This is a genomic window from Hathewaya massiliensis, from assembly GCF_902143515.1.
Lineage (GTDB): Bacteria > Bacillota > Clostridia > Clostridiales > Clostridiaceae > Hathewaya > Hathewaya massiliensis.
In genome coordinates, this window is the sequence record NZ_CABFVD010000001.1 from 948287 (window position 1) to 972562 (window position 24276).

14 protein-coding genes are annotated in these 24276 nt (G+C 27.8%); 6 read left to right on the forward strand and 8 right to left on the reverse strand.

Features of this window, described 5'->3' with window-relative positions:
• The first annotated feature begins 181 nt into the window (after positions 1 to 181).
• Positions 182 to 1468, forward strand: coding sequence for a S8 family peptidase (locus FNZ64_RS04380; protein ID WP_142413629.1), 1287 nt, complete (start codon positions 182 to 184; stop codon positions 1466 to 1468).
• A gap of 308 nt (positions 1469 to 1776) precedes the next feature.
• A complete protein-coding gene (locus FNZ64_RS04385) occupies positions 1777 to 2286 on the forward strand; it encodes a ferritin (RefSeq protein WP_142413630.1) in 510 nt (169 codons plus the stop codon).
• A gap of 140 nt (positions 2287 to 2426) precedes the next feature.
• Here the strand turns inward: FNZ64_RS04385 and FNZ64_RS04390 are convergent, their stop codons facing one another.
• The gene (locus FNZ64_RS04390; RefSeq protein WP_142413631.1) at positions 2427 to 3659 is read right to left on the reverse strand and encodes a competence/damage-inducible protein A; all 1233 of its coding nucleotides are present in this window, start codon (positions 3657 to 3659) and stop codon (positions 2427 to 2429) included.
• Between the two features lie 245 nt (positions 3660 to 3904).
• Here FNZ64_RS04390 and wecB point away from each other — a divergent pair, with 245 nt between their 5' ends.
• Positions 3905 to 5059 (forward strand): non-hydrolyzing UDP-N-acetylglucosamine 2-epimerase, encoded by a 1155-nt coding sequence (gene wecB, locus FNZ64_RS04395; RefSeq protein ID WP_142413632.1) that lies wholly within the window; start codon positions 3905 to 3907, stop codon positions 5057 to 5059.
• 60 nt (positions 5060 to 5119) lie between these two features.
• Here wecB and FNZ64_RS04400 read toward each other — a convergent pair whose 3' ends face one another.
• Complete coding sequence (locus FNZ64_RS04400) at positions 5120 to 6091, reverse strand: ornithine cyclodeaminase family protein (protein WP_142413633.1); 972 nt, start codon at positions 6089 to 6091, stop codon at positions 5120 to 5122.
• A 240-nt stretch (positions 6092 to 6331) separates the two neighbouring features.
• On the reverse strand, positions 6332 to 9259 hold the full coding sequence (locus FNZ64_RS04405; protein ID WP_142413634.1) for an insulinase family protein: 2928 nt from the start codon (positions 9257 to 9259) through the stop codon (positions 6332 to 6334).
• A 488-nt stretch (positions 9260 to 9747) separates the two neighbouring features.
• Between FNZ64_RS04405 and FNZ64_RS04410 the strand changes: the two genes are divergently transcribed.
• Positions 9748 to 12075 (forward strand): glycoside hydrolase family 65 protein, encoded by a 2328-nt coding sequence (locus FNZ64_RS04410; protein ID WP_142413635.1) that lies wholly within the window; start codon positions 9748 to 9750, stop codon positions 12073 to 12075.
• Positions 12076 to 12234: 159 nt separating this feature from the next.
• On the forward strand, positions 12235 to 12885 hold the full coding sequence (gene pgmB, locus FNZ64_RS04415) for a beta-phosphoglucomutase (protein ID WP_142413636.1): 651 nt from the start codon (positions 12235 to 12237) through the stop codon (positions 12883 to 12885).
• Positions 12886 to 12978: 93 nt separating this feature from the next.
• Here the strand turns inward: pgmB and FNZ64_RS04420 are convergent, their stop codons facing one another.
• From FNZ64_RS04420 to FNZ64_RS04440, 5 genes are all read right to left on the reverse strand, one after another.
• The gene (locus FNZ64_RS04420; RefSeq protein WP_142413637.1) at positions 12979 to 18342 is read right to left on the reverse strand and encodes a diguanylate cyclase; all 5364 of its coding nucleotides are present in this window, start codon (positions 18340 to 18342) and stop codon (positions 12979 to 12981) included.
• A 95-nt stretch (positions 18343 to 18437) separates the two neighbouring features.
• Complete coding sequence (map, locus tag FNZ64_RS04425; protein WP_142413638.1) at positions 18438 to 19304, reverse strand: type I methionyl aminopeptidase; 867 nt, start codon at positions 19302 to 19304, stop codon at positions 18438 to 18440.
• A gap of 117 nt (positions 19305 to 19421) precedes the next feature.
• Positions 19422 to 21485, reverse strand: a complete 2064-nt coding sequence (locus tag FNZ64_RS04430) for a sensor histidine kinase (protein WP_185903671.1) — start codon at positions 21483 to 21485, stop codon at positions 19422 to 19424.
• A gap of 88 nt (positions 21486 to 21573) precedes the next feature.
• Positions 21574 to 21861: a hypothetical protein gene (locus FNZ64_RS04435; RefSeq protein WP_142413640.1), complete on the reverse strand. Its 288-nt coding sequence runs from the start codon at positions 21859 to 21861 to the stop codon at positions 21574 to 21576.
• Between the two features lie 122 nt (positions 21862 to 21983).
• On the reverse strand, positions 21984 to 22805 hold the full coding sequence (locus FNZ64_RS04440; protein WP_142413641.1) for a DUF6414 family protein: 822 nt from the start codon (positions 22803 to 22805) through the stop codon (positions 21984 to 21986).
• Between the two features lie 345 nt (positions 22806 to 23150).
• On the opposite strand from FNZ64_RS04440, the gene FNZ64_RS04445 reads away from it, so the two are divergent.
• Positions 23151 to 24053, forward strand: a complete 903-nt coding sequence (locus FNZ64_RS04445; RefSeq protein WP_142413642.1) for a DMT family transporter — start codon at positions 23151 to 23153, stop codon at positions 24051 to 24053.
• Positions 24054 to 24276: the final 223 nt, after the last annotated feature.

A 24276-nucleotide genomic window follows, 5' to 3' on the forward strand; every position in this document is an offset into this window, starting at 1 on the left:
TAACATGAACGTATTCCTTATATATATAACATAAAATAAGATAAAACTTATAAGCAGAGTTTTAAAAAATCCTTCAATCAATCTAAAAACTTAGAGATGACTGAAGGATTTTTTTAATTTCTTTAACCTTTTCTATATACATACAATAAAATAAATTATAACAAAGACTATAGGTTTTCCTATGGCATATGCTTTTATATTAGAAACATGGAGGGATGATATGTTTACAATTAAAAATAAACTTAGTCCTAATTTGAAAGATACCTTAAAAGATAACATATATAAAAACTATAGGGTAATAATTAGTTGCAATACTCTATTAGAAAAGGTTAAAAAGAAAGTTCTTTCTTATAAAGGAGAAATTATATATACTTTTGAAAACTTAAACTGTATTTGTGCATCTTTAAATAAAAGAGGAATAGAACGACTTACAGAATATCCTGAAGTTCACTATATAGATTTTGATTCCTTAGTATTTTCTATTCCATTTGACTCTTCTACTAATGATGTAACCGATAAAATGTCTAGTAAATCCTTAAGTTTAATGAATGATAAGAATAATTCTGCATTAAATGGCAAAGATGTATGTATAGGTATTATAAGTACTGGTATATATCCAAACAATGACTTAATAAAACCCAATAATAGAATAGTTAAATCCATAGATTTTACAGAAAACTATTCATACCCCTATGATAATGTAGGCCTAGGAACCTTTATAGCTGGAATCATAGGTGGAAATGGTTACTCTTCAAAGGGATTAGTAAAGGGTGTAGCACCTAGATGTAACTTTTATTCAGTAAAAGTTTTTGATATACGGGGTAGAGCTTTTGCCTCTACAATACTACAATCTATGTATTCCTTAGCTAATGATGCCCTTGAATACAAGATAAAAGTCTTTTTCTTACCCTTTGAAACCTTTGAATACAATAAATTTATACTAAGTCTATTCCAAAAAACCTTTGATTATATTTCTAATATGGGAATAACCATAATTATTCCTACAGGAAGTAGTATAAACGATCCTCATAGCATTAGAGGTATTGCGTCTCTAGACAATTGTATCTGCATAGGTGGCTTAAATTCAGTAAATCCTCCTAGTTTATATAAGTATTCCTCTTGTGGACCATACCCTAAAAAAAAGAAGCCAGATTTTGTATTTAAATGCTATAAACTTTCAACTTTAAATTTCAATAAAAATTATATACCAGAAAGAAATGGCATGAAATTATATGCACCACCAATGAAATATGCTTATGCACAAGTATCTTCTGTAGCTTTAGCTGGTGCCTATGCTTGTGGCTTATGTGCCCTTTTATATGAACATAAAGAGGATCTAACCTATAAGGATATACATTCTATTTTAAAATTATCCTCAAATTCTCTAGTGCTTCCAAAAACTCACATAGGTTATGGAACAATATCACTAGAAAATTTAGTTTTGCCAAAGGTTACAACTAAAGAATAATGTCACATTTTGTCTTGTGTTATAGTAAAATAATTGGTACAATATTCATAATAGAATAAAATTCTATTAAAATTCATTATTTTATGATAGTAATTATTATATGGTATAATAATTATTAAATAAATTATATATAATTTTCTATATAAATAATAAAAAGATTTCTAGGTTTAAGAATATTTTCTAAAATATTATCTTAAGAAGTCATTATCCTAAATAAAAATATACTCTAATATCCTTAGATAAAATTATCTAATATTAGCGGTTATATAAAAGGGATAAACATAAGAATAAAAATGGAGGTATATTAGATGATAAGTGAAAAACTTTTTAGTGCTTTAAATGATCAAATTAATTTTGAATTTTACTCTTCATATGTGTATTTAGCAATGTCTTCATATTGTGAAGATGAGGATTTAGTAGGTTTTGCTAACTTCTTTAGAGTTCAAGCTCAAGAAGAGCTTTTCCATGCTACAAAAATGTATGATTATGTAATTGAAATGGGTGGAAGAGTAATATTAGAATCTATTGAAAAGCCTGAAAGCAACTATGACTCAGTTTTACATGCTTTTAAAACTGCACTTCATCATGAAAGAATGGTTACAGAAAGAATATATAATCTTACAGATATAGCAACAGAAGAAAGAGAACACGCTACAATAAGTTTCTTAAAATGGTTTATAGATGAGCAAGTAGAAGAAGAATCTACATTTAAGGGTATCGTAAAACAAATAGAAAGATCTATTGATAACCCAGCTGCCCTATATATGCTTGATGAAAATTTAGGTCAAAGAACCTTTACTCCACCTGTAAGTGCATAAAAAATTACAAATAAAAAATTCCAAGCTTCAGCTTAGCTTGGAATTTTTTATTTATATAAACAGAGTTCCACGGACCTAGCTACTCTTTTCTCTCACTTTTAAAAAGATGGGAGCGTTAAAGAAGCTAGTCATAGGATAAACTATTTTTGAATTTCTCTTCTTAAAAAATCTAATAAAGCTATGGTAGCTCTATTTCTTATGGTATTTCTTTTTCCATTTAGGTTTAATTCCTTACTTATAGCCTTTCCTTTGTAGTATAACCCTAAATATACAAGGCCTACTGGTTTATCTTCACTTCCGCCCTCTGGTCCTGCAATTCCTGTAGTAGAAATTCCTATATCTGTACCTGAAGTTTTTGCTACTCCCTCTGCCATTTCTTTTGCAACTTCGGCACTTACAACTCCATAGTTATCTATGGTCTCTCTTTTAACACCTAATCTCTTCTCTTTAGCCTCTTCTGTATAAGTAACTAAGCCTTCCTTAAACACCTTAGAAATACCAGGATAATTTATAAGTCTAGCTGCTACCATTCCCCCAGTACAAGATTCAGCTACTGAAAGAGTTAAATTCTTATTTATTAATAACTCTGCTAGAACTTCTTCTACGGTTCTTTCCCCTTCTGTATATATATTATCCCCTAGAATATCTCTTACCTTATTTTCCATAGGCTTTATAAGCTCTTTTGCCTCTTCTTCTGTCTTAGCTTTAGCTGTTATTCTAAATATCATTTCTCCTTCTTTTGCATAAGGAGCTATAGTTGGGTTAGTTTGATTTTCTATAATATCTGATATTAAGGCTTCTGCACTACTTTCTCCAACCCCTAATACCCTAAGAACTTTAGAGTATAACATATCCTTAGATAAAGTCTTAAGATAAGGAACAACACTCTCTTCAAACATAGCCTTCATTTCTCTTGGTGGTCCAGGCATTAAAATCAATGCCTTTTTATCATCTTCTACAATACATCCAGGTGCTGTACCATTATTATTCTCTAAAACTATGCATCCTTCTGGCATATAAGCTTGTTTTCTATTATTTTCACTCATTTTTCTTTTAGTTTTTAGAAAATATTCTTCTAATTTTTTCATTGATTCCTCATGAAGAACTAAGTCCTTATTAAAAAAACTGCTTCCAATCTCTTTTGTAAGATCATCCTTTGTAGGTCCAAGCCCTCCAGTACAAATTACAATATCTGCTCTATTAAAAGCTAGTTTATAAGCTTCTTTAAGTCTCTTAGGATTATCTCCTACTACAGTTTGGTAAAACACATTTATGCCAAGCTCTGCAAGTCTTCTAGATAAGTATTGTGCATTAGTATTTAATATATCCCCAAGTAAAATTTCTGTACCTACACATAAAATTTCTGCTTCCATATTAACCCTTCCTTAAAATAAATTTGATTTTACATCTTAATTTTATTTTAACATAGTTTTTCCCTAATGAAGTATTTCTATTTAAATAGATACTTATGAAATAAGTAAGTTTAAGCAAAAATACAATAGTTAAAACAAGAAGTTACAATGTGATGAATTTACAACTTGATTATTAATCATACATAGCTTAATATTAATTAAGATACAATATTTGTATAAACTAATGTATATAGGAGGGGTTTTTTTTGAATAAAATTAAGGTAATGACCATTTTTGGTACTAGACCAGAAGCTATTAAAATGTGTCCTCTTGTTAATGAATTAAAAAGAAAAAAAGAGATAGATTGTAAGGTTTGTGTTACTGCCCAACATAGAGAGATGCTTGACCAAGTATTAGACATATTTAATTTAACTCCTGATTACGATTTAAATATAATGAAAAACAAACAAACATTAAGCACTATAACTACAAGTGTCTTAAATGGATTAGATAAAATTTTTGCAGTGGAAAAACCAAATTTAGTATTAGTTCATGGAGATACTACTACTACCTTTGCAGCTAGTCTCTCTGCCTTTTACAATAAAATAAAAATAGGACATGTAGAAGCTGGTCTTAGAACTTATAATAAATATTCCCCTTTCCCTGAAGAAGCTAATAGAGTTTTAACAGGTCATATTGCAGACTTACATTTTGCACCGACTAAAACCTCTAAAGAAAATCTTCTTAAAGAAGCTATTGATGAAAATTCTATCTTTATAACAGGTAATACAGTTATAGATGCTATGGCTAGTACTGTTGAAGAGGACTATGTATTTGAAAATAAAGAATTAAATAAAATTGATTTTAAAAATAAAAAAGTTATTATGGTGACTGCCCATAGAAGAGAAAATTGGGGAAAACCTCTAGAAAACATCTGTAATAGTTTAAAGAGTTTAGCACTTGAACATAAGGATGTGGAAATAGTTTACCTTGTACATTTAAATCCTGTAGTACAAAATACAGCAAAAGAAATACTTCAAAATATTCCTAATGTACATCTTCTACCTCCTCTAGATTTAAAAGAAACTCATAATCTTATGAACAAATCTTATTTAATTATGACAGACTCAGGAGGAATACAAGAAGAAGCTCCACACCTTGGAAAACCTGTTTTAGTGCTTAGAGATACCACTGAAAGACCAGAAGCTGTAAAGGCTGGTACAGTAAAAATAGTCGGCACCCATATGGATATTATTTTAAAACTTTCAAATGAGCTTATTACGAATAGGGAAGAATATGATAAAATGTCCAACTCGGTAAATCCTTACGGAGATGGGCGTGCCTCTCAAAGAATTGTAGATAATATCTTATTTAACTTTGGATATATTGAAAACCGTCCTACAGATTTTCAAACTATTTAAAAGTATTTTTATTTGACTCTGTTAGATACTTTTATCTAACAGAGCCTTTAAAATTCTATGCTAGAGTTCTATATTTTGTCCTATGCCCTTTGCCTTTGCTCTTTCATAAATTAGTCTAGATGCTGTAATATCAAATAGTGCCATACCTACAGATTTATATAAAGTTGTCCCACTTACAACCTTCTCTTTATGCTCACAATTTAATAAAAACTCTCCAAAACTTAATACCTTATCTTCTTTTAATAATCCACTTTCCATTGGTATGCAAAGATCACCTGATTCCTCTTTTGCAAACTCTGTATCTATAAGTACTGTATCTACCACTTTAGATAGAGCATCAGGGAATTCCCTCATAAATGGCTTATATGAACCTATGCCTATAAAATGTTTTCCTTTTAAAAGCTCAGGGTCATCTGGTAAAACTGGCTTATTAGAAGTAGTTGCTGTTATTATAACCTCTGAACTTTTAACCATTTCTTCCACTGTATCTGATACTATAATTTCTACCTCTGGCAACTCCTTCTCTAATCTTTCTTTAAATTCTTCAGCTTTATCTTTAAGCATATGAAAGACATATACCTTTTCAAACTTTCTAACCGTACATGCATATAACACTTGGTAAAAACCTTGAACTCCTGTGCCTACAAGGCCTAGTGTTTTAATGTTTTCTGGTGTTGTATTTTTAATTCCAACACCGCCTACAGCACCAGTTCTAACCTTAGTCAATGCCTTCCCATCTATTATGCATATTGGTTCTCCTGTTTCAATATCATTTAAAAGCATTAAGCCATCTAATACTGGCTTCCCTTTCTTAGGATTTTCCGGGAAATACGTTAATATTTTTGTACCAAAAACGTTTTCAGTGAAACAAGGCATGAATAAAAGAGTCTTTTTATCTCCATGATCGATATGAATTCTAGATGGAGCATCATACTGATTTTTCTCATATAATTTATATGCTTCCTCAATAGCTTCCATAACTTCTTCAAAGGTTATTGCACTTAAAATATCTTTAGAATTTAAATATAACATATCTCATATCCCCCTAAATTTCTTTATAATTAAATTATACATTAATGTTTTCAATATAGGCTGTTGAACTAACAAATTTAAGTACAATATATTGATTTGCAAACTTAAAATTAGCATAATTATTGTAGTATTTATTTAATGCAACAGTCTTATTAAACAAATACCCAAGTAAATATAATTTTTAAATTTACTTGGGTATTCTTTTATCTATACAACAATCCTTTATTTAAATAAGATATTTTATTCAAATAAATTTATAAGCTCTCCAAATATATCTTTTTCAGACTTTATCTTATTTTCATTTCCTATTACAGCATAAAAGTCTTGTTTCATAACATCATTAAATATTTTAGAAAGTTCTCTTATATCTTCTTTAGATGAATTAAGAACATCTTCTCTTTCTTTTTGTATATCTTCCTCACTAATTCCTCTAAAGTAATTAGTTATATTTCTCTCACCTTTCATAGAAGGGCTTAGTGGAGCATCTAGCTCACTTATAGTTCCTATGATATACTTTGTCATTTCTCTTTCTGATGGTGAGAAGTCTTTTAAATATTCGTGAGCATTATTGTATACATTTAAGGTTCCACTAATATTAGGATCTCTATATGATGTAAAGATAGCATTACCATTTCTTGTTATAATAGCAAAACATCCATATGCCCCACCTTGAACTCTTACCTTATTCCATAAATAATCTAAGCTAGTTATAGTTTTAAGCACTAATAATTTTCCAGTATAATCATAGCCTAATTTTCTTATATTATAGCCCTTAGCTACATATTGAACATTGGCTGGAGTAAGCAATCCTTCATTTTTCTTAGTTTCTTTGAATATATATTTTTCTTCCTTTAAAACTTGAGCACTTAAACTATTCATAAGTGTATCTAAGTTTTTCTTTACCTCATTAAATTCTTTTTCTTCCCCTGTTATACTTATTACTATATTGTTCTTATTAAATAATATAGCACTAACTTTCTCTAGATTTCTTGCAATCTCTTCTTTTTTATTTTCAAAATTTTTATCTAAATCTGCTATAAATTTATAGAAACCTATGGAACTTGTTTTATCTATATAATCACTAGCTGATGAAAAATATGAAGCAACTCTATTAGAAGCTATTACATGGCCTCTTTGAAGTATTTGCATTTCTGTTCTTGATTTAACTTCTGCTATAATTTCATGTAATCTTGAAAAATCATCAAACTTAGAGGAAGATATTATTTCTGTACCTAGATTTATTAACTGTGGTATTCTTTCTCTTAAAGCTTTTCCTTTAAAGGTAAACTTCTTATAATATTTTTCAATATCCTTAATATCTCCATAAACTTCAGTGGTAAAATTAATTCCACCAGTATTTATATTTATTTCATTGGAAAGCTGTGAATAATTATAGTTTTCTGTATTAACTTTTCCTAATACATAAGATAAAAGACTTACATAAGGAACCAACTCTTCTTCTACTGCTGAAGAATCAAATAATACATTTAAATATGCAATTTTATTTGTAAATACATTAGTATGAAGTAATCTAGCTCCTTTGTCATCCTTAACTATAAAAGGTATCTTTTCAGCTTCTTTCTTTATATCATCTCTACATAGCATTGGTATACTCTCTAATACTTCTTCACTATCAGGAGTGTTTTGTCTTTTTATTAAATTCTTAGTGTTTTGAATTAATTCATTTAATTCTTCTTCATTTAAAGATGCCTTAAAATCAGCTAATTTCTTTTCTAACTCTTTTTCTTTCTTTAAACTCAATCCTTTTTCAGGTTTTAAAGTTAAAAGAGAACTATGAGTATTTTTTAGAAGATATTTATCTATTAAGTTTTCAAAATATCTTTCCTTAGATTTTTTTCTTATTTCCTTAAATATATCATCATACTGAATATATACAAAAGGATCTCCTCCATATAACCAGCTTTCCATTATCATCATACCGTAGAATAATCCCTTTGGATAACTTCCTAAATCGGCTTCTCTCAATCTAAATTCAGTTATATTGATACATGCCTCTACTAGCTTTTCATCTATACCATTTTTAACTAAGTTCTCTAAAGTCTCTAGAGTAATTTTATTAAACTCTTCTTTTTTATCTAAGTTTGAATTTTTAATAATTACACTAAAAGTAGGCTGTAATATACTGCTGTAATAAGAACCAAAAACATCTTTTCCTAATTTCGCAGCTACTAAAGCATTCTTTAGTGGAGATGCAGGATTCTCAAGTAATAGATATTCAAGGATATCCATACCAATATGATCTACCTTATCTAAGGCTGTTCCTGTAACAAAGTTTAAGCTTAGGAAAGTCTTATCCATTTCATTTTCATCTTCTGAAATAGAATATGGTACTTCTAACTCAACTCTTTCTTTATAAGGCTCTTGCATAGCTATATCTGATTGTACTGTCTCCATATCAAAGTCTTTTAGATATTCTCCATCTATAAAGCTTAATTGTTTATCTAAGTCCATATCTCCATATAAAATTATATAGCTGTTTGATGGATGATAGTATCTTTTGTGAAAGGCAACAAAAGCATCTTGAGTTAAATTTGGAATCGCTTCTGGATCTCCACCGGACTCATTTCTATATATTGTATCTTTGAATAAAGATTCTTCAACCTTTCTCATTAAGACACCTTCTGGTGAAGAGAAGGCCCCTTTCATTTCATTGTATACAACTCCCTTATAGGTTATAGGAGCTTCTTTATTTTCTATTTCATAATGCCATCCTTCTTGCATTAAAATTTCTGGCGTAGTGTATAATTTAGGATAAAAAACAGCATCTAAGTATACATCCATAAGATTCATAAAATCTTTTTCATTTCTACTTGCAAGGGGATACATAGTTTTATCCGAAAAAGTCATAGCATTTAAAAATGTATTTAAAGATCCTTTAATAAGCTCAACAAAAGGTTCTTTTGTTGGGAACTTTCTTGAGCCGCACAAAACAGAGTGCTCTAAAATATGAGGAAGCCCTGTATCATCATGTGGTGGAGTTCTAAAAGATATGGCAAATACTTTGTTATCATCATCATTTAATATGGAAAATAACCTTGCACCACTCTTCTCATGAACAAATAATCTTCCAACCCCATTTAATTCATCAACCTTTTTTTCTTCTACTAACTTAAATCCATGGTAAGTCTTATCAACCTTAAAAGCCATATTTTATCTCCCTTCTATATAAGAAATTTCTTTATTTTTCCAATAATTTTATCTATTTATTCTATTTTATACTACATATGCTTTTTATGAAAGCTATATTTCTTAATCTTTTTTATTATTCACTTATAGTACATATTTTACACCTAAATATTTATATTTCTTAAAAGCCCTTCAAAACCATACTAATAATATAGTATAATGTATTTAATTCTTCTTTTTAAACTAATTCTATATGGGCATATAAGTAAAATCCTAAGTTTTAGGGAAACCATTTATATTAAATTAGTATAACTATACTTTTAAATTTCAGCTGCTTTTTAAGTTGTTTATGAAGCTTAAAATCTTAATTAAATTACCTATACTCTCTTTCTTCTTAATTTAATTAAGAAGAACTTAAGGTAGCATGGAAACAATTTATATTCCTATAGAAATCGTTACCATTTCTTATTTTTCAACGAATACAAGATTTTAATAAAGGAGGCTTTCTAATGATAAAAGAAATTTTTTCAGCAAACCTTAAGCATCTTGTCAGTGATGATAAGTGGTTAATACTTCAAGATGAATACAATCCTAAGGACAATTTAAAATATGAAACTAATTTTGCTTTAACAAATGGATATATGTGTACTAGAGGTTCTTATGAAGAACAGACTAAAATAAGTTTGCCTTGTACATATATAGCAGGTGTATTTGATAAATCAGAAGCCTTTATGAGAGAACTTGCTAATACTCCTGACTGGTTAGGTTTAAAGTTATACGTAGAAAGAAATTTACTTGGCATAGAAGACTGTGAATTATTAGAGTTTTACCGTGTTTTAGATATGAAAAAATCTATTTTATTTAAAAGACTTAAATTAAGAGATTCAGAAGGTCGTGAAACTCTAATAGAAGGTTATAGGTTTTTAAGTCGTAAAAGTCAGCATCGTGCAGCTATAAAACTATTTATAACTCCTCTTAACTATTCTGGCATAATGGAAATGGAAAATATAATAGATGGCACAGTGCTTAATTTTAAGGACTTCCCAAGATTTAGAGTAAAGCACTTAGAAACTTTAGAAGTATCAAATCTTAATGGCAAAGGCTGTTATGTAGAAACCAAAACTAGAGATTTTGGTCTACATATAGGAACATGTTCCGTAATAAGAGCTTATAAAAATTCTAGTAAAGATAATATTATAAAAAATAGAAGATACTCATCCTTTGGAGAGATTTCCTTAGAATTTCTAGATTTTGATATTAAAGAAGGCGAAACTATACAGATAGATAAGTTTGCTTCTATCTACACAGAAAGAGATGTAGAAAAAGATTTAATAAAATCCTCTATAGAAAAAGAAATTGGTGATTTTATAATAAAGGGTATATACACAGAATTAGAAGAGCATATAAAGATTTATAAAGATATGTGGGATATTGCTGATATTAATATTGATGGAGACACTGAAATTGACAAGGGCTTAAGATTTAACATTTTCCATCTAATGAGTACTGCAAATAAACATGATCACACCATAAGCCTTGGGGCTAAACTTCTTCATGGTGAAGAATATGGTGGACATGCTTACTGGGATACAGAAATTTTTATGCTCCCATTTTTTATTTTCACCTCACCTGATACTGCAAAAACCCTATTAAAATATAGATATCACTTATTAAATAAAGCAAGAGAAAATGCTGTTTTAAGTGGTTATAAAGGAGCTAAATATCCTTGGGAATCAGCTGATACTGGAGATGAACAGTGTCCTGATTGGACTATTGAACCAGATGGGACTTGCTATAGATGTTATGTCGCTGTCTATGAACATCATGTTACAGCCGATATTGCCTTTGGTGTTTATAACTATTATAAATTAACTAAAGACATAGACTTTATGCTTAAATATGGTGCCGAAATCTTACTTGAAACCGCAAGATTCTGGGTATCTAGATGTAATTACAATAAGGATATGGATAGATATGAAATCCTTCAAGTAACAGGTCCTGATGAATGGCATGAACCTGTCGATAACAACTGCTACACAAATTATCTTGCAAGATGGAACATTGAAAAGGGCTTTGAGATTTTAGAATTTTTAAAAGAAAATCACTATGAGGTATACGAGGATATAACCAATAGAATTTGTCTATTAAACGAGGAATTAAAGCATTGGAAAGAAGTTCATGATAAAATCTATATTCCATTTAATGAAGAAGATAAATTAATGGAGCAATTTGAAGGATATTTTAAATTACATGACTTTGTGATTAAGGAATATGATGAAAATGATATGCCTATTATTCCTAAAGGGGCTAAAGAAGTAGGAATTCAAAATAGTTGTATTAATAAACAAGCAGATGTAGTTATGCTTATGTTCTTACTAGAAAATGAGTTCTCTAAAGAAATTCAAAAAATAAACTATGACTACTATGAAAAAAGAACTTCCCATAGGTCATCTTTAAGTCCAAGCATCTTCTCTATTATGGGCTTAAGGGTTGGAGATAGCTCAATGGCATATAAATATTTAAGAAGATCTGCTTTAGTTGACCTAAATGATCATCAAGGAAACACAAGAGAAGGAATCCATGCAGCTTCTGCTGGTGGCACTTGGCAATCAGTTATGTTCGGATTTGCAGGTATGCATGTAGATGAAAATGAGATTTTAAGTTTTAATCCATGGTTACCTGAAAAATGGAATAAGCTTGCGTTTAAGATCTACTATAAAGGTGTTCTACTAAAAGTAACTATAAGTAAAGATAATGTTAAAGTAGAAATTTTAAATGATATAGTAGATAAAATAGATGTAAACATAAATGGTAAATTAAGAACTATAGAAAAATAGTTCTAGAAAATAAATATAGTTCTAAGCTTTAGGGACTTTTACTCAAACTAAAGCTTAGGGCTAACTATTTATGCACATATTCAATCTTTTGACACTTTAAATAAGTTAGACCTATTAGATAATACAGTCTTTAAATAAATAATACTAGGGGATGATATTTTGAGTATTAAAGGAGTTATATTTGATTTAGATGGAGTTATAGTAACCACAGATAACTTTCATTATGATGCCTGGAAAAAATTAGCCGATGAAGAAGGCATATACTTTGATAGAGAAATAAATGAAAGACTAAGAGGGGTAAGCCGTATGGAAAGCCTCAATATAATTTTAGAAAAAGCTAATAAAGAGTATTCTCTTGAGCAAAAGAAAGAAATGGCAGAGAGAAAAAATAACTACTATAAGGAACTTATAAAAAACCTTACTAAAGATGATATTTTACCAGGGGTCAAAAATATACTAAAGGGTTTAAAAGAAAAAAACATAAAAGTTGCTATAGGTTCTTCTAGTAAAAACTCCTCTGCTATATTGCAATATATAGGTTTAGATAAAGCTTTTCATGCTACAGTAGATGGAAACCAGATTAAAAATAGCAAACCAGACCCTGAAGTGTTTTTAAAAGCAGCAGAAATGCTAAACTTAAAACCTAGCGAATGTCTTGTGGTAGAAGATGCTGAAGCTGGAGTTGAAGCTGGAGTTGAAGGTGGTATGAAGGTACTTGCTGTGGGATTTGCTTCAAAGTGCTGTTCAAAAGCTACTATTTGTAGAGAAGACTTAACTACGATTTCTATAGATGAGATTGTTAATATTTAACATAAACAGCAGCTGTATAACAAAAACCATGCATAAAAGGATGTTTGGTATCCCATTTATGCATGGTTTTTATATTATTTATATTTTATTATACTAATCTAATTCACATCTAGTAATAATTGGGGATATAATACCACTTAATAAGGAACACAAATTATACTCCTCAAAATTAAACTCCTTAACCTTACTAGACACAATAAGATTTAATACTCCAATGACTTCTCCACATAATATTATTGGAACAACTATAACAGATTTCCAATCAGGATTACCAGTAACTTCGTCATACTCGTAGACATAATCCCAATCAATACAGTATACCCCTTCACCTTCTTTAATAGCTTTATCTATTAAATTTTTATTGTATTTAATATTTTCCATAGATACATTATTCAAATACTTACTTTCTAAGATTTTTTCTACTTTATTTTCTTTAACGGTAAACAGTATTGCCCTTTCAGCTAGTGATGCATCTAATATTTTTTCTAAGAAAGTTAGTATTTTATTTCTTGAATTTCCGTCCTTTCTTACAAGTTCCAAAAGTTCTACTATGGTGAAAAGATGCTTTTCTTCTTTTACAAAACTCTTTAAAACTATACCTGATAATGTGTTATTTTTAGTGACTTGATTTCTAAGGTTTTCATCCCAAACTATAGTAACATTTCGCCCTCTCTTTTTAGCTAAATAAAGCGCCTTATCAGCTTTTTCAATAAGTTCATCTGTAGTTTTACCATCATAAGGATAACTAGCTATCCCTATACTTACAGTAACTTTGCTCTTAGAACTTATAATACTGCTTTCTCCTATACTTTTTCTAAGTTTTTCAGCTATCTTATAAGCTTGATTTTTGTTACTATTAGGAAGTATAACCATGAGCTCTTCTCCACCATACCTTCCCAATATGTCTTTACTTCTTATATTTTCCCTTATTATTTGAGAAGCATTGGTTAGAACCTTGTCACCAACTTGATGGCCAAAATTATCATTTATAGCTTTAAAATGATCAAAGTCAATCATTATTATTGAAAAGTTCTCTTTGTAGGTAGCAGAAATATCAATTATCTCATTTAAACAAATATCTAAGTATTTTCTTGTTAGTGCACCGGTTAATTTATCATAAAAGGCATTTTCCTTAAGGTTTATCTTTTCAATAATAATACCCATTATTTTACTTATATATTCAGAGTTCTTAATGTTTTCCTTAGTAAAATAGTTCACAACCTTATCAGTTTCAATATAAATATATCCTAGTAAAACCTTTCTATCCCTTTCAGACTTTCTTCTATCTTCAATTAAACTATTTACTTCGCTATATTTGGATATAAGTATAGGCTTACATATTGTAATATATGATTTATTATATATAACTTCTTCCTTCCTGCTTACCTTAACCTTATCCAAAATTCCTCTCATCTTGTCACTGACCTTAGTAATATCATCTGTAGCTGCCAATATTTCATAATCCTTATGTTTATTCATTATAATATAACTTTTTTTAGCTAAAGCTTCATATAAAATATATTTATTTAACATTCGTATGTTTTCATAGTCATCTCCTTGTAGCAAAGAAAGAGTGTCGTTAATGTTCTCTACTTTTTTGCTATAAAAAGGTGAATATGCTTTTTTGATTGCTTTCATTAAATCTTTATTCTCTAGTATGTCCATATGATGAATAAAACCATCTTCCTTAAATATTTCTCTTATAGCATAGTTACTCTCTTCAGTATTAAACAAGTACATACCTTTTAACTCTATGAACACCCCATAAACCTCTTCTAATTTATGAAGCTTTATATAAGTTTCTCTATACTTCTCAGGTAGGTCTATTAACAAATCCCTAAAAGTTTCACAAGCTAAAAAATAATACACTATAGAGTTTACATAATCACCACTATTTAGATACAATTCGCCTAACATAATCGCCGTTTTATAATATATCTCATTTAAACCATTGTTTTTACTAAGTTCTAAGACTCCCTCTAATTTTATAATCTTCTTATCTAAGGGATAGTTGAATAAGGACTTTATAAATAACACCTTAGTTTTTAAAACTATATCTATATTATTACTATCCCCTAAAAGAGAATAGTTTTCTTCCAAAAACCTTTCTAATTCTTCATGTTCACTTATTAATAAAATTTGTGCTGTGTTACAAATAGTATTAATTTTCATTTCTTTATTTTTTAATTTTTTAATAACATTTAATATATTGTCTATGGAATCTTTAATATCTTCTTTTTGTAGTATTTTTATATATTGGCTATTTAAATAAACTAACAAACTTATTATAGAGTTTTCATTTTTAGTTAACTTTAAAGCCTCATCCATATATATCTTTGCATCTTCCATATTCCCTAGGCATATATTAAACTGTGATAAATATAAATACCTTTCTGCCATAGACCTATCACTAAGTTCTTTTCTATTCTTATTTAAAACATTTTCTACTTCAAAATAACTCTTATATGCTTCATCAAATTTATTTAATTTTAAATTCAATATCATATTTATTTGGTGCCAATATGATATCTCATTTATATATCCTTTTTGATATACTATATTAATTATCTCATCAAGTTCTTTTCTTGTTTTTTTATAGTCCTCCATTAAAAGGTAACTGGATGCACAGTTGTTTTTTATTCTTATTTTAGATAAGCTTAACCCTTTTCTAATTGAAATAACTTCTGACTTTCTATAATAAATAATTGAATTTTTAAAATCTTGGAGAAAATCCCCGTAAGCTACTCCTAAATTTATATATGATTTCAATAACACTTTTAAATTATCAACTTTCTTGCATAATTTTATACATTTCATAAGATGCTTAATACTTGTAGATATATCTGAAAGTTCTAAATGTACATATCCTAAAAAGTTGTATATATGACACATCAGATCGTAATCTCTATTATCACACTGCTCTAAAACCTTATTGCATAAGTCTATAGCTTTTTCACCCTGTGATGTATAAGAATAATAAATGGCCTTTTTATAATAAAACTGTAATTTGTCCTTTCTGTCTCCATGCATATCTACATGGGCTTCAATTGTGTCTAATGCCTTTTTTAGATTGATTGTGTCATCTTTTATTACATATATACCATTTAGACTGTTAAAAACCTCGATGTACTTAGAAGATTCTTTTACTTTAATACAGTCTTGCAGTGCAAACTTAAAGTATTTCTCCGCTTCTTCTATATCTTCGTAATCAAAATACAAGTTCCCTAAAGCAATATATAAATTTATCTTATCTTCATCTGTTTCTGTATTTTCATATAAGTTTAAAGCCCTATTAAGATAATATACAGATTCAACCCTATCCTTTATACTTGAATTATTACGTATATTTATTATAGAGTATTTTGCTACATCACTTCGTCTTTTGCATTTCTCTAACTGGTATATTATCTCAGGAATTAAATCACACTCTTTACCCTCATATTTATACCTTAAATACTCAGATATACGTCTATGTTCATTTATCTTGTCCTCAGGAGAAATGCTTTCATATACAATTATCTTAAGTAGTTTATTATAAAAATCTATGACTAGTTCTTTTTCTAAGTTATTTGTATAAATAACACCCTTATCTACTAGAGATTCTATTATATAACCTATATTTATATCTCTACTTGGAAATAAGTCGTATAACACTTTTTCTCTTACACCATCTTGAAATAGACAAATAAATTCTAAGAATTTTCTTTCTTCCCTACTTACTTTTGTTAACTGATTAAAAAGCACTTGTCTCATGTTAGATGGTATTATCATATCCTCTGCTGCACACTCTTGTGTCCAATTTCCATTATCATCAACAAAAATAACCCTTCTCAAATATAAATCCCTTAATATTTCTTCTACAAATAGAGGATTTCCTCCAGACTTTCCATGAATCTTACCAGCTAATTTTAAGGGTTCATTTTGTATAAATAAAATCTCGCTAACTAAACTGCCAACTTCCCTTACAGTTAATCCGTTTAACCTTAAATTATAAGGGTTATGTAACCTTTTTATTTTCTCTATACACTTAATAAAGAACTGATTACTAGTAGAATGCTGGTCACAATAAGATAATATAAAAAATATATTGCTTCGATCTATATCTAATATATAGTTTAATATATTAATTTGAAATTCACTAATCTGATCTATATCATCTATAATTATAATAATTGGAGCTCTTTTAGAAAATTCTACAATAAAATTTCCAACTCTATTGGCGAGTTTTATTTTCTTAATATCTATTTCCTGAAATACCCTTACTTCTAAATCTTTTTTACTGCTTATTTTAGGCAATAGCTGTGAAAGGTCTTCTTCATATTTATCTAAAATTTCCTTGGGTGTATCTGATATAATCTTACTTAAAATAATAGAAAAATTATTATTTACGTAATTTTGCTTAAAATTTAATTTGTGTATTATATCATATACATTTTCACCTTTTATACTTAAATATTTGCTTAAATATGTTAAAAAGGAGCTTTTTCCTATACCATCTTCTCCTGATATCAAGCAAATGTTTTGATTGCTTTTTCCATCCTTAAATTCACTGCATAAATTTGTAATTTCATCTATATACTTAACTCTTCCAACTAAATCTATATCGTTAAAACTTAGTTTGCCTAACTCTTCCATTCTAAAACAATCATAGCTAGTATTCAAAGCTAAATTTATATCTTTTACAACATCACTTAAGGATTTATAGGCGTTATCTGACAACCTTAACATTTTAATAATTATATTTTTTAACTTTAAAAATAAGCAATTATATCCCTTTTCTACAATGGATACATCACTATTTCTTTTTATTATTTTAATTAGCTTATGTCTATCGGTTTCTTTTGTTATTAGAGATAAAAGTACTAATCCTAAACAATATATATCATATCCAATATCATCTGTATTCTTTAAAAGTTCACTGTAATAAGTTTTATTTTCTCTATTGAGACTTAATTTCATTTCTTCTTTTAAGTTACTCAACATTAAATCCTTAAGCATAATCCTAGGTTCTGAGTTAACATATGTAAGCCCCATATTTTCATAAGATATATTTTTATATGCAATACCTTTTAAATGTAGGTAATTAATAGACTTACATAGTTCCATAAACATAGGAATTATTTCTTTATCTTTTAAAATATTTAAATTATAAAGTAACTCCTCACTCTCTACGTACTCACATAAGAAAAAATAATACTTACACTCTAATTTCTCATTATCTATGGTATCTACTATACTTATTTCATTAACCTTTATTATGTTTTCTGTATCTATCTTTTTCATTAGTCTACTGTTTTTCATAAAATAGCCTGAAAACTTTTGGGTATCAAATTCATCCTTAATCATATTTAAAACAAATTGCTTATCATTTGTTATGTCTATTACTAAGTAAGAACTTAAAACCCAATTATCCTGTAATAGCTTCATAATTCTAAATTTATTATTAATTATTTCCATAATTAAACACTCCTATTTTAATAGGCCATAATTTATGAATAGCAAAATAGTTTATTAATTAAAAGATAAGACACAGTAGATACCGTGCCTTATGTTTATGTTAATATTTCATAACCTGTATCTGTAACCACTACAGTATGCTCCCATTGTGCTGATAGCGATCCATCTATAGTAATAGCAGTCCAATCATCCTCTAAAATCTTAGTTTCTGCTCTTCCTATATTTAGCATAGGTTCTATTGTAAAAACCATGCCTGGTAACAGTATCATTCCTTCACCGGCTTTTCCTACATGAGATACAAAAGGTTCTTCATGAAACTTAATACCTATACCATGACCACCGTATTCATATACTACAGAATATCCCTTACTAGTAGCAAAGTTATATATTGCTTCTCCAATATGACCAACAGTATTATAAGGTTTAACCTGCTCTATACCTTTGTATAGTGCTTCTTTTGTAGATTCTACTAATTCTTTAGCTTCTTTTGTAGCTTTGCCTACTATATACATCCTACTTGAATCTGAATAATATCCGTCTAATATAGTAGTTATATCCACATTTATTATATCTCCCTCTTGAAGTATCCTATCTTCACTAGGTATTCCATGACAAACTACTTCATTGATAGAAGTACATGAACTTTTAGGGAAACCATAATACCCCAGTGTAGCTGGAATAGCATTATGTTCTATTGTATAATCATGAACCCAAGTGTTAACTTCTTCTGTACTAACCCCTGGTTTTATCCTTTCCCCAACCATATCTAAAATACCATGAGTTATAACACCACTTTTTCTTATGCCCTCTATCTGCTCTTTAGTTTTTATAATATCTCTTGGAATTTTATATCCAAGTTCTCTTCCTAATTTCTTTAACATTTCATCTTGTTCCATATGGCACTTTTTATACTTTATTCCGCTTCCGCACCAACAAAAATCATTTCTCTTAATATCTTTCATATTTTAATAGTTTGAAAAATCCAAACTATATATTCACCTCCTCTTATGCTCTAAATTTACTGTCTTATGCTCTAATAATTATTATATACCATTTAACCTTGTATAAACAGACTAAATTTAAATATATATATCCGAAAACTCTATTCTTACCTTATCTGCAATAGTTATATCTTCAACTATAATTCCTATATTAGAAACCTCGTTATCATCTATATTTTTTATAGGTATTTCTATATTAAAAATAGTACCTTCCCCTTTTTTGCTATATATATTAAACTTCGCCTCTATAAACTCTAAAAGATTTTTTACTATAAATAGTCCTACACCACTTCCTTCTTTAGTTCTATTTAAAGACTTATCCACTTTAGAAAACTTATTAAATATATCTTCTATATCTTCTTCAGAGATACCTATGCCATTGTCCTTTAAAATTATTTTAATTGAATCTTCCTCTTCTTTTAATATGACTTCTATAGTATCACCATCTACAGAAAATTTTACACAATTGGATATTAAATTCAGAAGAACTTTTTCTATCTTCTCCTTATCTACATAAATTAATTTCTCTTCTATATATGTATCAAAAATTATTTTTCTATCTATATTCTTTTCTTTTGAATATATTACAACTTCTTGTACTAGATCTTCAATTACATAAACTATGTTTACCTTTTCTAAATTTAACTTCATTAAATTATTTTCAATTTCAGTAACTTTTATAAAGTTGTTCCCTAACCTTAATAATCTATAGCAATTGTGCTTTATTATAGGCAATCTATTTTTAACTATTACTTTTTCCTCTAATGAATCTATAGAACTTAATTCATATTCAATTAATTGAATAGTGTTGTAAAGTACATTGAGTGGGGTTCTGAATTCATGAGAAATGTTAGCAAAAAGTTCGTTTCTTTGTCTTTCTTGAGTTAGAACTTCTTCTAGTACTTGTTCCTTTTTTTCAATAACTTTTAAAAATTTATTTTTATCCTTTTTCTTTAAAAATATATTAACTAAAAACATAATAATAACAATGAAAAAAAATGTAGCTATAATATATATAATCTTTAACAACTGTTCTCTCTTATATTTATGTGTCTTGCTCTCACCTAAAAGCATATAATCTACTTTTAAGTTATGTACATTAAAATTGTTTTTATGTAAAATTTTACTGTTAATTGTGTAAATATATTCTTTATTATAATCGCCTTTTTCTTTTTCTGTTACATAATTATGACCAAGCATGAAATTATTGTAGTTTTCTGATATGTAATCCTTTATAGTTTCGTTTATTATTTTTTTCTCTTTTGTATTTTTATATAAAATATCTTTTGCTAAGTTCCCAGCCATTACCCCTTGCCTGTAAGAACTTTTCATATCTCCCCCTACTATGTCGAAATTCTTATAAGCAAACCAATAACTATATATAGGTATGCTTAAGTTTTCATTTAAAATTTTTATGGAAGTAGAAGAACTTAAATACTGACCATTTTTATCAAAATATTCACCTTGAAAAAATATAGCACTATTTTGTTTTATAGGCTTTATTCTCTCTATAATTGAAAATAGATTTTTATCATCTATTATGAAAAATTTAACCTTATCTTTATAAGTATTCTTTATTCTTTTATAATCTTCTTGGTACTCTATATCACTTTTATTATTAGCAATAAATATGGCATTTTCTAAATTTTCGTTTAACTGCCGAGCTAATCTAAATGTGCTTTCTATTTGAACCTTCTCTGTAATCCCACTATAATTTTTAGAGTAAGGCTCCACACTATTATTGTAGTTATTTATAGCACAAAAAACCACAGGGATACTCTTTTTAAAAATTTCCTTAGAATTTAGATCTATAAATCTTAATGCTTCATCTTTTGCTGTAATAATAAGGTCTATATCTTCATCTTTATACTTTTCCTTTATATATGTTTTAAAATAAGAACCATTATCTGTGAAAATCCTATTGTCCATATACTCCGTATATATTATGCATTTGTTATCTTTTTTAAATGACTCAGTTATTCCCTTTGTTATTTCGCTTTCTATTGGATGATCCTTATAATATGAGTTAATATATAAAATCTTTTTGGGCTTATTATTGTTTAGAGGAAAAACTTCCGAATAACTGTTAAATAAAAATAATAATACAAATGGTAAAAATATAATAAGACGTTTCTTTTTCATGTCTTTTCCCCCAAAATATATTCTCAATAAATATATTACCATTTATGATGATATTTTTCTATATTTATTATTTTTTTGTAAATGCTTGTTAAAACTTTTTTGACATAGGAGGAAGTATTACTACATCACGTTTTACCTCTTCAAATCTATCTTCTTTATGATTTTTAAACACATTACTTTGTGCAAGTTCCATAGCTTCCTTAACATCTCTAGCTTTATATACTAATTTACCACCATTTTTATTGTATACTCCACCACAAATTAAATATTTACTACCATTATTATTATTTTCATTTTTTATTCTAAAATTATACTTTTCACCTTGTGCTTCTCCCTTTACCTTATAATTAATGCATATATATAGGTTATTATCCATTTTACCCCTCCAAGATTCTATTTTATCCCTATCTATTATAATAAGAATAATTATGAAACTATCTTAAATATTTTATATATCTATTGTATCGAACAAATGTTCTTGTGTCAACAAAATTCTTTTTAAAAATAAATTGATATAGGAACAACCTCTATAAACTTCTCTATAGAATTATTTATTATAAAATTATCTTCATAATTAAAGCCCATTTTTAAATTCATATTCTCCCTTTTTTTCATAACATATTTATAAAACCTACTGCTACATAAATCACTATTATAAATCTCATCTCTATCCATAATATTTATAACCTTACCCATTACTGTTACAGGCCCTAAAAAAAGATAGTCTGAACCTACTTCCATAAACTGCTTCTCAACTCCTAAAATAAAGTTTATATCTTCACTTATACAATTTTTAATTAGAAGCTTTCTATAGCTATTTTCTTCATAAGATTTTAAAAATTCCTTTGCCACTCCCATAGAATTCTCTTCCTGAACCTCTCCTCTCATAGAATCATATTTTGAAAATTTATTAGAGTACTCCATATCCTTAAAACAAGAAATTATAGGATCCTCTATAAGTTCACAAGAAAATATTATAAAATCTCCTGGTACTATACTATCAACTATATTTTTTGAGTGTACTTCTTTTAGTAAATTATTCTTTTTTAATATATTCATAAGATTGATAAATATACTTATTATCTTAACCCTTCTCTCCTCTGTAGCTGCTGTTGAAAACTCATTGGCAACCTTAAGGCTTAAATCACCTTGGATATACCTGCCTTGAATTACTTCACTAAGAGGTGTATCAATATTTAAAACCACCTGCTCCTTTACAGTTTTAGTTTCAGACTGTGAAAACTCTTCTATAACTATAGTAAATAAATTTTCAATAATTTTAGAATTTAAATATAATGGAATAAACGCTTTATTGTTCATAATCACCCTCCAAGAAAACTTCTTCTTAATTACTATTAATATTATATTTTTTTAAAAAAATTATAAATAAAAAAGGATTTTTGTTATATTTATAGAATAAGTAATAAAGAGCTGTTGATAACATGTTGATAAGTTGTGGTTAAGTTATGGATAACTTGTTATTAGTTTTTTATACATACTATTACATAATTTTTTAACATGGATATTAAGGCAAACTAATTTTGACATACAGTGAAAATGATCCCTCTCTGTATGTCCTTTTTTTATTTTCTTTGTTTTATGAGATATTTTGTTATAGAATATATAAGAACTAAGGAAAAAATATTAAGGAAATGAGGAAATCACATGTATAATTTAGGTGCTTTAATTATAGGTATTATTTTATCTTTCATGGTAACATTCAATGGTGTACTTTTTGGTAAAACAAATTTAATCCTATCGCTCTTAATCATAAACTTTGTTGGATTAATATCTTCTTATATTCTTCTAAAAATAAAAAAGGAAAAGAAAACTTCCTTTAAAAATATACCCTTATATTTATTTTCTGGTGGAATTTTAAGTGCGGTAGTAGTTGCATCCAATAGTTTATCTTTCAATGCCTTAGGAATTTCCTTAAGTACAGCTTTAACTCTGCTAGGTCAATCTATTGCTTCTACTATTATTGATAACTTTGGGCTCTTTGGAATGAAGAAAGTTTCTTTTAACGTAAAAAAACTTCCTGGATTTTTTGTTACTATATTAGGAATAAGTAGTTTCTTTATATTTAGAGGAGAAAATTCTACATTAAATAAAGGCAGTATATTTTTTATTATATTTATTATTGCTATTTCACTTATTTCTGGAGCTTTTGTTATAATATCAATGGTTATAAATTCAAGGCTTGGAAGTAAAATAGGAGTAATGCATAGTACTTTTATGAACTATTTTGTAGGTTTTTCTATATTACTTCTTGTATTTTTATTAAGCTATAAATCAAATATAAATAATATTACTTTATTAAATTCAGTACCTATATGGGCTTATTTAGGTGGTATATTAGGTGTTCTTGTAGTTGCTCTATCTAATGTAGTAATACCAAAGATTCCAGCTATATATTCAACCCTACTTATTTTTATAGGTCAACTATACACCGGTATAATAATTGAATTTTTTATGGATAAAACATTCTCCCCTTGGAAACTCTTAGGTGGGTTTTTCATAACTTTAGGAATGCTATTTAATTTATATATGGATAGAAAAGTATCTTAACTTAGTTTTAAAAACTATAATTCATTCTACAATTTACTCTAAATTAATACAAAATATATATTGAATGTTGTTAAAAGTAATATTTAGTATTATTAAATTAGTATATTTTTAATATTATTTAATATTATTAAACAATATTCGTATTGTTTATAGCATGCATGTATTCTATAAATATTCCATATTAGACTTAATGTAAGTGTATGGGTAAAATTAAAGGGATTTT

Bases quoted from the DNA above. Each gene is read 5' to 3' on its own strand.
- FNZ64_RS04380 (WP_142413629.1), top strand. From the start codon at position 182: ATGGCATATGCTTTTATATTAGAAACATGGAGGGATGATATGTTTACA.
- FNZ64_RS04385 (WP_142413630.1), top strand. From the start codon at position 1,777: ATGATAAGTGAAAAACTTTTTAGTGCTTTAAATGATCAAATTAATTTT.
- FNZ64_RS04390 (WP_142413631.1), bottom strand. From the start codon at position 3,659: ATGGAAGCAGAAATTTTATGTGTAGGTACAGAAATTTTACTTGGGGAT.
- FNZ64_RS04400 (WP_142413633.1), bottom strand. From the start codon at position 6,091: ATGTTATATTTAAATTCTAAAGATATTTTAAGTGCAATAACCTTTGAA.
- FNZ64_RS04405 (WP_142413634.1), bottom strand. From the start codon at position 9,259: ATGGCTTTTAAGGTTGATAAGACTTACCATGGATTTAAGTTAGTAGAA.
- FNZ64_RS04410 (WP_142413635.1), top strand. From the start codon at position 9,748: ATGATAAAAGAAATTTTTTCAGCAAACCTTAAGCATCTTGTCAGTGAT.
- FNZ64_RS04420 (WP_142413637.1), bottom strand. From the start codon at position 18,342: ATGGAAATAATTAATAATAAATTTAGAATTATGAAGCTATTACAGGAT.
- map (WP_142413638.1), bottom strand. From the start codon at position 19,304: ATGAAAGATATTAAGAGAAATGATTTTTGTTGGTGCGGAAGCGGAATA.
- FNZ64_RS04430 (WP_185903671.1), bottom strand. From the start codon at position 21,485: ATGAAAAAGAAACGTCTTATTATATTTTTACCATTTGTATTATTATTT.
- FNZ64_RS04435 (WP_142413640.1), bottom strand. From the start codon at position 21,861: ATGGATAATAACCTATATATATGCATTAATTATAAGGTAAAGGGAGAA.
- FNZ64_RS04440 (WP_142413641.1), bottom strand. From the start codon at position 22,805: ATGAACAATAAAGCGTTTATTCCATTATATTTAAATTCTAAAATTATT.
- FNZ64_RS04445 (WP_142413642.1), top strand. From the start codon at position 23,151: ATGTATAATTTAGGTGCTTTAATTATAGGTATTATTTTATCTTTCATG.